The organism is Mediterraneibacter sp. NSJ-151 (genome assembly GCF_022487435.1).
GTDB lineage: Bacteria > Bacillota > Clostridia > Lachnospirales > Lachnospiraceae > Schaedlerella > Schaedlerella hominis.
In genome coordinates, this window is sequence record NZ_JAKVPP010000015.1 from 100,408 (window position 1) to 110,773 (window position 10,366).

General features: G+C 38.8%; 8 protein-coding genes and 1 tRNA gene. 6 read left to right on the forward strand and 3 right to left on the reverse strand.

Features of this window, described 5'->3' with window-relative positions:
• Positions 1-386: 386 nt before the first annotated feature.
• A complete protein-coding gene (locus tag LQE94_RS13860) occupies positions 387-1,412 on the reverse strand; it encodes a CPBP family intramembrane glutamic endopeptidase (protein ID WP_240577956.1) in 1,026 nt (341 codons plus the stop codon).
• Between the two features lie 413 nt (positions 1,413-1,825).
• On the opposite strand from LQE94_RS13860, the gene LQE94_RS13865 reads away from it, so the two are divergent.
• Positions 1,826-1,981: a hypothetical protein gene (locus LQE94_RS13865; protein ID WP_186865082.1), complete on the forward strand. Its 156-nt coding sequence runs from the start codon at positions 1,826-1,828 to the stop codon at positions 1,979-1,981.
• 282 nt (positions 1,982-2,263) lie between these two features.
• On the opposite strand, the gene LQE94_RS13870 is transcribed toward LQE94_RS13865, so the two are convergent.
• Positions 2,264-2,334, reverse strand: a tRNA-Trp gene (locus LQE94_RS13870).
• A 407-nt stretch (positions 2,335-2,741) separates the two neighbouring features.
• On the opposite strand from LQE94_RS13870, the gene LQE94_RS13875 reads away from it, so the two are divergent.
• The 3 genes from LQE94_RS13875 to LQE94_RS13885 are packed head-to-tail and all read left to right on the forward strand — an operon-like array spanning position 2,742 to position 6,301.
• Positions 2,742-3,545 (forward strand): FAD binding domain-containing protein, encoded by an 804-nt coding sequence (locus tag LQE94_RS13875; protein ID WP_022075084.1) that lies wholly within the window; start codon positions 2,742-2,744, stop codon positions 3,543-3,545.
• 3 nt (positions 3,546-3,548) lie between these two features.
• A complete protein-coding gene (locus LQE94_RS13880; protein ID WP_240577957.1) occupies positions 3,549-4,013 on the forward strand; it encodes a (2Fe-2S)-binding protein in 465 nt (154 codons plus the stop codon).
• Positions 4,013-6,301, forward strand: coding sequence for a xanthine dehydrogenase family protein molybdopterin-binding subunit (locus tag LQE94_RS13885; RefSeq protein WP_118723815.1), 2,289 nt, complete (start codon positions 4,013-4,015; stop codon positions 6,299-6,301). The genes LQE94_RS13880 and LQE94_RS13885 overlap by 1 nt, the downstream gene beginning before the upstream one ends.
• 93 nt (positions 6,302-6,394) lie before the next feature.
• Here LQE94_RS13885 and LQE94_RS13890 read toward each other — a convergent pair whose 3' ends face one another.
• Positions 6,395-6,880, reverse strand: a complete 486-nt coding sequence (locus LQE94_RS13890; protein WP_240577958.1) for a GNAT family N-acetyltransferase — start codon at positions 6,878-6,880, stop codon at positions 6,395-6,397.
• A gap of 295 nt (positions 6,881-7,175) precedes the next feature.
• On the opposite strand from LQE94_RS13890, the gene pflB reads away from it, so the two are divergent.
• Positions 7,176-9,434, forward strand: coding sequence for a formate C-acetyltransferase (pflB, locus tag LQE94_RS13895; RefSeq protein WP_118723813.1), 2,259 nt, complete (start codon positions 7,176-7,178; stop codon positions 9,432-9,434).
• A gap of 107 nt (positions 9,435-9,541) precedes the next feature.
• A complete protein-coding gene (gene pflA, locus LQE94_RS13900) occupies positions 9,542-10,282 on the forward strand; it encodes a pyruvate formate-lyase-activating protein (RefSeq protein WP_022075079.1) in 741 nt (246 codons plus the stop codon).
• Positions 10,283-10,366: the final 84 nt, after the last annotated feature.

Genomic DNA, 10,366 nt, shown 5'->3' on the forward strand with positions numbered 1-10,366 from the left:
TTCCAAGGGAAACTCTTTTCTGGATGGTTCAATGCAAACATTATAAATACAATAGCTATAATTAACATTATCACACCGATAATCCTTGATATACTCTTTTTCATGAAAAGCACCTCATCATCAAATTTGAATTTTCTTATGCTCCTGTTCTATTTTACAACCACAGTGTGGACAATATTCTTCACTATTTATAGGTACACCCCTTAATGATTTGCCACAGAATGGACAGTGATTTTTGATTACAATTTTGATTAGTCTATTATAAGTTATGCCACTTCAATTTTTGCGAATATCATCCAATCAGCAATACATGAAATTAAAATAACTATTACTAAAAATACTGGTACTCCGGCAAATTGTTCTAAATAATTTGAATGAATTCAATATTATGCTTTTTTCTCCTTAAATGGCTTCAGAAAGATCACCCATCCAAAGATCAGCAGATTCATTACCAGTGCAACAGGAATATCTCCCCAGTGGATTTGCTGATTCTGAAGTACATCCGCAGAGTACGTTCCTGAAAAAACTACCACCATATTATTATTCAGAAAATGAATAATTATCGGGACCCAGATATTCTGGGTTTTCATATAAGTATATGCCATAAAAATCCCCAGTGAAATACAGGTAACAAACTGGCTTGCCAGAGCCGCCAGCCCCATATCCGGCGTAGTGTAATAGAAGAAGTCTATTGGCAGATGCCATACAGCCCACACACAGCCCAAAAGGATTACGCCGCCTTTTAGTCCAAATTTTTTCTGAAGAAGAGGCTGAAGATAATATCTCCATCCGTATTCTTCTCCAAAGAATACCACTACTGACAGGAAAAAGTTTACCAAAACAGTAAAAAATATGATCCAGGTAGTAGGATTTGCCATTATTTTGCCAAATTCAGAAAGCTGGCCGCTCAGAGCACAGGCAATCACAAATCTGAGAAGATATAATCCAATAAACAACAGGATCATACGAATAGATATATTCCAATGTTCGCTGTTCAGTCCATAGGATCTGCGCTTTTCTTTACCGGATTGCAGAAGAAGAATCCAGAAAATAACGCTGCCACCTATTATAACGCACTCCATGATCGGTGCCCACTGAGAATATGGCATGCTCATCAGATCTCTATTTTGGGGAGCCAGAACAGAAGCCGCCGTGCAGACAACCAGCACCGCCGTGAGAGCTACAAAGAATATGTAAAAAGCCGTTGGAAGATTTTTATCTCCTTTTTTGGTAATTAAATAAGCCATCATCACACCTGCCGCTGGATACAGCATCTGCGCATTTGGAAAAGCGCTGAGATCAAGACCTTTTCCATAGCCATACCACATCAGAAGTCCCATTACATATGTGATTCCGTATGCTATAATCACATAGATCAATAGCTGTTTTTTCTCTGTTTGCATAAATTTCATAATTTCCTCCTTGTAACATCTAATTTGTTACTCACATGATATCATACTTTAGGCACTTTATGTGGATCTTGCTCTATTAAATATATGCGACACAGGTTATTTCCAAAATTGGAGAAAATTTGAAACATTGATTTACTGCAAGCATAACGAATCCTTTATTAAACAAGGGCAAGATGCGCCCTTGAGTAACTCTAATTTCCTTTTGGAAATCAGAATACCTAGCAATCTTGATGGGAATTTCGCTCCCCATTCCCTCGAACTTGTATCAATCAACAGATTTTTTAAATGGCTTACTACTTTCGTAGACGCAGCTTTCCTTTATATCTGCAGAGCAGTCATGTCGGAAAGGGGAATACTATTTTGAAAAGAGAACGACATTCGTGAAGACCTAATGAAATTGGAGGGGGAAATCAATGGCAGTATTAAAGTATACCTCAAGTAAGAACACTAATTACACAGACATTATTAATTATATGCTTTTCAAATATGATGAAACAATGGATAAACCTATTTTAGATGCGTTCAGGAGAAGATTACATTTTCAATCCGTGGTGTTAATATCTGGATAAAAAAGAAATGTCCTAACAGTATTCTTCATGTTTATGTGAATATGAATTAATCTGCTAAGGCATTTCTTTTTATTTGTATCTTTAAAATATCATTTGAAATAATCAATTTTTTAGCAAAGTATGTCTTTTTGGTACCATATGAGACGCATTTGTGCAAGATTTCCTCCTTCTTCAGATGTTTAGAACATATGGTTGATTACCTTTTTGATTACCTTTGCTTTTTGGAAAAAAGAAAAAAGCCTTAAAACAGCGATTTTACGCAGTTTCTAAGACTTTTTAGTACAGGGGATGAGAGAATCGAACTCCCACCAAAGGTTTTGGAGACCCCTATCATACCATTTGACCAATCCCCTATATTCTGTTTGGCTCACTTGAGCACTTGCTTAGTATAGCAAGTAAGATGTGGTTTGTCAACAAGAAAATTAGAAAATTTTTTAAATTTTAAAACAGAGTTAAAAATAACGATTTTACACAGATTTAATTCCCGGGAAATGCTGTATCAACTGGCATACGACAGAGCTGCAAGAAAGATGATAAGCGATTCTTTGATAAATAAAGAAGTAATGAAGAATAATGAGGATATATATAAATAAAATTAATAAATATAGATTAGAATAAATTATAAAATAGATGAAAAATCTACGATGTCGTATTTTGACAAATAAAATAAAACATGGTAGAATGAATCGTACTTAAAGGTGTGAATGACAGAATGCATTTGCACCTTATTTTGTTGTAGGAGACGAAAGGAGATAATGGTTTGCTTACGATACAAAATTATGTAAAAGCAAAAACTCTGGATGAGGCTTACGAGTTGAATCAGGCACGTAACAGTCGTGTTATGGGCGGTATGATGTGGATGCGCCTTGGAAATGCGAGAGTAAAAACAGTAATTGATTTGTCTGAACTGGAGTTGAATAAAATTGAAGAGACGGATCATGTATTTAAGATTGGAGCAATGTGTACATTGCGTCAGTTAGAAACTCATCAGGGATTAAATGAATATTCAAAGGGAAATATAGCAAAAGCATTGAGCCCAATTGTAGGGGTTCAGTTCCGTAATCAGGCAACAGTAGGCGGTAGTATTTTTGGACGATATGGATTTTCAGACGTATTAACTGTCTTGCTGGCAATGGATACTTTTGTGGAATTATATAATGGGGGAACTGTTCGTTTGTCGGAGTTTGTGAATCGTAAGATGGACAAGGATCTTTTGATATCTGTAATTGTTCGTAAGAGTAACAGAAAGATCCATTATGAATCAATCCGCCAGACAAAAACAGATTTCCCGGTATTGACATGCGGTATTGTAACAGGTGTGTTTAAGGGAGAAAAACTGTGGTGGATATCTGTAGGGGCAAGACCTGGAAAAGCAGCACTTTTGGAGCTGGACTGGGATATTAGAGACGATGCTACAGAAGAAGAGATTGATGCATATGCAAAAAAAGCAGCAGATATGTTTACATATGGATCGAATATGAGAGGCAGTGCCGAATACCGAAGACATTTGGCAGAGGTATTGATTCGACGCTCGATTCGGGCAATTTTAGCGGAGGAACAATAAATAATGGAAATTAAATTTCGACTAAATGGCAAACCTGTTCAGACAGAGGTATCAGAGGACAGTGTTTTGTTAAATGTATTAAGACAGCTTGGATGTGTCAGCGTAAAATGTGGCTGTGAGACAACAAACTGTGGATTGTGTACTGTATGGGTAGATGGAAAATCTCGTCTGTCATGTTCAATCCTGGCAGCGGGAATTGACGGACATGAGGTGACAACACTGGAAGGTGTTCAGAAGGAAGCACAAGAGTTTGGGCGTTTTCTTGCAGCAGAAGGAGCAGAGCAGTGTGGTTTCTGTTCTCCGGGATTTGTTATGAATGTTCTTGCAATGTTCAGGGAGTTAGAAGATCCGTCTGTTGATGAGATTAAACAGTATCTTGCGGGAAATCTGTGCAGATGTACCGGTTATATGGGACAGCTTCGTGCTATTCAGAAATATATGCAGAGTAAGAAGGAGGAGCAGGCATAATGAAATATGTAAATCAGGCAGTGCCAAAGGTGGATGCTAAGGCATTGGTAACTGGAAAAGGCGTTTATGTAAATGACCTGGCTCCATCAGATTGTTTGATCGTAAAGGTTGTTCGAAGCCCTTATGCACATGCATTAATTAAGAGTATAGATAAATCAAAAGCAATGTTAGTGCCGGGAATTGAAGCAGTGTTTACTTATGAAGATTGCCCGGATAAACGTTTTACATTGGCAGGACAGACTTATCCGGAGCCAAGTCCGTATGACAGACTGATTCTGGATCAGAGAGTTCGTTTTGTTGGAGACCCGGTAGCAATTGTTGCGGGTAAGACAGAAGAGGCAGTTTTGAAAGCAATGAAGCTTGTGAAAGTACAGTATGATGTGTTGGAGCCGGTATTGGATTTCAGAACAGCAAAGGATAATGAGATTTTAGTACATCCGGAAGATAATTGGAGAAGTCTGGCACCGGTTGGAGCAGATAATAAGAGAAATCTTTGCGCACATGATGAGTGCTCTGACGGAGATGTGGATGCAGTTCTTGCTTCTTGTAAATATGTTGTCGACCAGACTTATCACACAAAAGCAAATCAGCAGGCTATGATGGAAACATTCCGTACATATTGCTATATGGACGCATATGGACGTTTGAACGTAGTAGGATCTACACAGGTACCTTTCCATGTACGTCGTATTTTGGCGAACGCATTAGATATTCCAAAATCTAAGGTACGTATTATCAAACCTCGAATCGGAGGCGGATTTGGAGCAAAACAGACAGCGGTAGGAGAGATGTATCCGGCATTTGTAACATGGATGACTGGAAAACCGTCAAAGATGATTTTTACAAGAGAAGAATCTTTGATTGCATCTTCACCTCGACATGAGATGGAGATCCATGTAAGAGTCGGAGCTGATGAAGACGGAATAATCAAAGCGATTGATATGTACACATTGTCAAATACGGGAGCTTATGGTGAGCATGGGCCGACAACAGTTGGACTGTCCGGACATAAGTCGATTCCTTTGTATGGAAAAGCAGAGGCTTTCCGTTTTACATATGATGTTGTATACACAAACTATATGTCTGCGGGAGCATATCGAGGATATGGTGCAACTCAGGGTATATTTGCATTGGAATCAGCTGTGGATGAATTGGCAAAACAGTTGGATATGGATGCAGTGAAATTGCGTGAGATGAACCTTGTCAGAGAAGGACAGGTTATGCCGGCATATTATGGAGAGACAGCAAACAGTTGTGCTCTTGACCGTTGTCTGGCTCGTGCAAAAGAGATGATCGGCTGGGATGAAAAAGGTATGCGTAAAGATATGGGCAATGGTAAAGTCAGAGGACTTGGTGTTGCAATGTCGATGCAGGGGTCCGGTATTTCCAGCTGTGATACTGCTTCAGTTACAATTAAAGTGAATGACGACGGATTCTATACATTGATGATTGGTGCTACAGATATGGGAACAGGATGTGATACAATTCTTTCACAGATGGCAGCAGATTGTCTGGACTGTAGTATGGATGAGATTGTTGTACATGGAGTTGACACAGATATTTCACCATATGATTGTGGTTCTTACGCATCTAGTACAACTTATGTGACAGGTATGGCAGTGATGAAAACTTGTGAGACTTTGCGCAAGAAAATCAGTGAGAAGGGTGCAAAATATCTCGGCTGTCCGGTAGAAGATGTAGAATTTGACGGCGAAAAAGTCTTGAATCTGAAAACAGGAGAATCTATTTCTAGAAAAGATATTGGAAATAAAGTAATGTGCTTTAATGATGACGCACTTAGTGCAAGCGAAGCATTTACATCACCGGTATCACCACCGCCGTTTATGGTTGGAATGGCAGAAGTAGAGATTGATAAAGAAACAGGAGCAATCGAATTGATTGATTATGCAGCAGTTGTAGACTGTGGAACTGTTGTCAATCCAAATCTTGCCAGAGTCCAGACAGAAGGTGGAATCGCACAGGGAATCGGTATGGCAATGTATGAAGACATTGTATATAGTGCGAAAGGAAAGAACTATAGCAATTCCTTTATGCAGTATAAGATTCCATCACGATTGGATGTTGGAACGATTCGAGTAGAATTTGAGAGCAGCTATGAACCAACAGGTCCATTTGGTGCCAAATCTATCGGTGAGATTGTAATCAATACACCATCTCCAGCAATTGCAAATGCGGTAGATCATGCGGTAGGCGTTCGAATCCGTGAATTGCCAATTACGGCAGAAAAGATTTTCTGGGGAATCCAAGAGCAGGAAAAACAGAAATAAGAAAACATTTTTAATATAAAAAAGAAATAAAAAAGATACAGCTGTTGTTGAAAAAAACAACGGTTGTATCTTTTGTTGTATAACCCGGGGGGCTTAGAGAGTCTTTTGGTAAGCCAGACGTTCTGTGCCATCTTGCAGATGAACCAGACCACAATAAGAGAAACCATTTTTCTTAAGTAAATGTTGCATGACAGAATTATCACGGTGTGTATCAATTTTGAGATTACCGCATTGCTTTAATGCCCATTCAAGACAAAAAGAAGCAGTTCCATGGATGGTTCCATCTGAAGTAATACGGTGGACCACGCCATAAGGCATCGAATTCAACCAGTCACCTTCATAAATCTCGTTATAGTCAGGATCATCTGCTTTGTGGTAAAAAAATGTAGCGATGATTTTGGTGTGCTCTTCACAGACATAGCTGTGACCGGATTTAATATCTGAAATAATGAGTTCTTTTTCTGGATAAGTCGTGCCCCATTGCACTGGATTGCTGTGACTGCTCATGAATGTACGTGCATTTTCATAAAGGTGTAACAGAATGTCTAAATCATCCATGGTCGATTTGCGAATGTTCATAGGTTTGCCCTCTCATTTTTTACATAAAATTTTATAAATATTTTAAAATGAAATCGTGGAATATGCAATAAAAACAGTACTGAAAAATAGTTAGGAAATGCGACGAAATCAAACAAAAAATCAGGGAAAAAGTAACATTATATAGCGGATTGTATGCCGAAAAATGCAATAATTGTACTAAATAAGGAACATAAGAAGAAATAAGGGATTTGAGGTTGTCTTTTTTTTAACGCGATGTTATACTGCGACTGTTGAAAAAAGTAATAGCTATAAAATAGCAAGGAGGAAGTATACAATGTCACAGGCACAGTTTGAACAGTGGACAGGATTCAAAGGTAAACTTTGGAAAGACGGAGTAGATGTTCGTGATTTCGTTCAGAACAACTACAAACCATATGATGGAGATGAATCTTTCTTAGTTGGACCTACAGAAGCAACAGATAAGTTGTGGGGAAGATTACAGGAACTTCAGGCAGAAGAGCGTGCAAAAGGTGGAGTCCTTGATATGGAAACAGAAGTTGTTTCAGGACTTACTGCTTATGGTGCAGCTTATATCGATGACAGCATGAAAGAGCTGGAGAAAATTGTTGGTCTTCAGACAGACAAACCTCTGAAGAGAGCATTTATGCCTTATGGTGGAATTAAGATGGCAGAGCAGGCTTGTACAACACATGGTTATGAGCCAAGTGCAAAACTGCATGAGATCTTTACAAAATATCACAAAACTCACAATCAGGGAGTATTTGATATCTACACACCAGAGATGAAAAAAGCTCGTCACAACAAAATCATTACAGGACTTCCAGATACATACGGACGTGGACGTATCGTTGGTGACTACCGTCGTGTAGCTTTATATGGTATTGATTACCTTATTAAGGAAAAACAGTCTGATTTCGTAAGAGGCGAGAGACACGGAATGAAAGGAACAGATTTCCGTCTTCGTGAAGAGATCACAGATCAGATCAACGCTCTGAAAGAAATGAAAGAGATGGCTGCAGCATACGGATATGACATTTCTGCACCAGCTAAAGATGCAAGAGAAGCTGCTCAGTGGCTGTACTTCGGATATCTTGCAGCAATCAAGACACAGAACGGTGCTGCAATGAGTGTTGGACGTATTTCTACATTCCTTGATATTTATATTGAAAGAGATCTTGAGAACGGAACTCTGACAGAAGAAGAAGCTCAGGAATTGATCGACCACATGGTTATGAAATTCAGAATGGTTAAGTTTGCTCGTATTCCATCTTACACAGAACTCTTCTCAGGAGACCCAGTATGGGCTACACTTGAGGTTGGTGGACTTGGACAGGACGGACGTTCTATGGTAACAAAGAACGACTACCGTTTCTTACATACATTAGAGAACATGGGACCTTCACCAGAGCCTAACCTGACAGTACTTTACTCTTCAAGACTGCCAGAGAACTTCAAGAAATATGCATCATTTATTTCTGTAACAACAAGTTCTATCCAGTATGAGAACGATGATGTTATGCGTCCAGTATGGGGCGATGACTACAGCATTTGCTGCTGTGTATCTGCTACTCAGACAGGTAAAGAGATTCAGTTCTTTGGAGCACGTGCAAACCTTGCTAAGTGTCTGTTATACGCAATCAATGGTGGTGTTGATGTGAAGACAAGACAGCAGGTTGGACCAGCTTACAGACCAATCACTTCAGAATATCTTGATATTGATGAAGTAATGGAAAGATATGACGCTATGATGGAATGGCTGTCAAAACTGTATGTAGATACATTGAACATGATTCACTACATGCATGATAAATATTACTATGAAGCAGCAGAGATGGCTCTTATCGACACAGATGTAAGACGTACATTTGCAACAGGTATCGCTGGATTCTCTCACGTAGTAGACTCTTTGAGCGCTATCAAATATGCAAAAGTTAAAACAATTCGTGATGAAGACGGAATCGTAGTTGACTTCGAGACAGAGGGAGACTTCCCAAGATATGGTAACGATGATGATCGTGCTGATGAAATCGCAGTATGGCTTCTTAAGACATTTATGCACAAACTGAAAAAATGCCATACATACAGAAATTCAGAGCCTACAACATCTATCCTTACAATTACATCAAACGTTGTATATGGTAAGGCTACAGGATCTCTTCCAGACGGAAGAAAAGCAGGCGAGCCACTTTCACCAGGTGCTAACCCATCTTATGGTGCAGAGCAGAATGGTCTCTTGGCTTCACTGAACTCTGTTGCAAAACTTCCATACGAAGATGCATTAGATGGTATTTCAAATACTCAGACAATCAGCCCAAGTGCACTTGGACATACAGATGAAGAGCGTACAAATAACCTTGTAAACGTTCTTGATGGATACTTCGATCAGGGAGCACACCACTTGAACGTAAACGTATTCGGTACAGAGAAACTGATCGATGCTATGGAGCATCCAGAGAAACCAGAATATGCTAACTTTACAATTCGTGTATCTGGATACGCTGTTAAATTCATCGACTTGACTCGTGAGCAGCAGATGGACGTTATTTCCAGAACTTGCCACAAATCAATGTAATAAGAATTAAACTTTGTTGAAAGTAAAGAGGGGCAGTTTCGAAAGGGACTGCTCCTCTTTGTAACAAATATTCGAAAAGGTATTATCAATAATAAGGAGAAAATAAAATGGCAGAAGCATTAAAAGGTTATGTTCATTCGCTGGAAAGCTTTGGATCAGTAGATGGACCGGGGGTGCGGTATATTATTTTCCTGACAGGATGTGCAATGAGATGCCAGTTTTGTCATAATCCGGATACATGGGATATGAAGAAAGGAACTCTTTACACAACAGATGAACTGTTAGAAAAAGCAATGAAATATCGTTCTTACTGGAAAAATGATGGCGGGATCACAGTAAGTGGTGGAGAACCATTATTGCAGATTGATTTTCTGACAGAATTATTCCGTAAGGCAAAAGCAAATGGAATTCATACAACACTTGATACAAGCGGAAATCCATTTACAAGAGAAGAGCCATTTTTCAGCAAATTTAATGAATTAATGAAATATACAGATCTGGTGATGCTTGATATCAAACATATTGATGATGAGCAACATAAGATTTTAACAGGATGTACAAATAAAAACATTTTAGATTTGGCCCGTTACTTATCAGACATCAAAAAACCTGTTTGGATTCGTCATGTTCTTGTACCGGAAAGAAGTGATTATGATGAATATTTGATCAAACTGGATGAATTTATTCAATCACTGGATAATGTTCAGAAAGTAGAAGTTCTTCCATATCATACTTTAGGTGCGTATAAATGGGATGAACTTGGCTATGAGTACAAATTAAAAGGAATTGATCCACCATCAGTCGAAAGAGTTGAGAATGCAAATAAACTGCTTCACACAGGAGTTTAGTGCATTTGGAAGTGACAATTGAGGATGGGGAGACCATTTGGGGACGGGGTTTAGTGGCTTTTTTGCGAGCAAAAAAGCCACTAA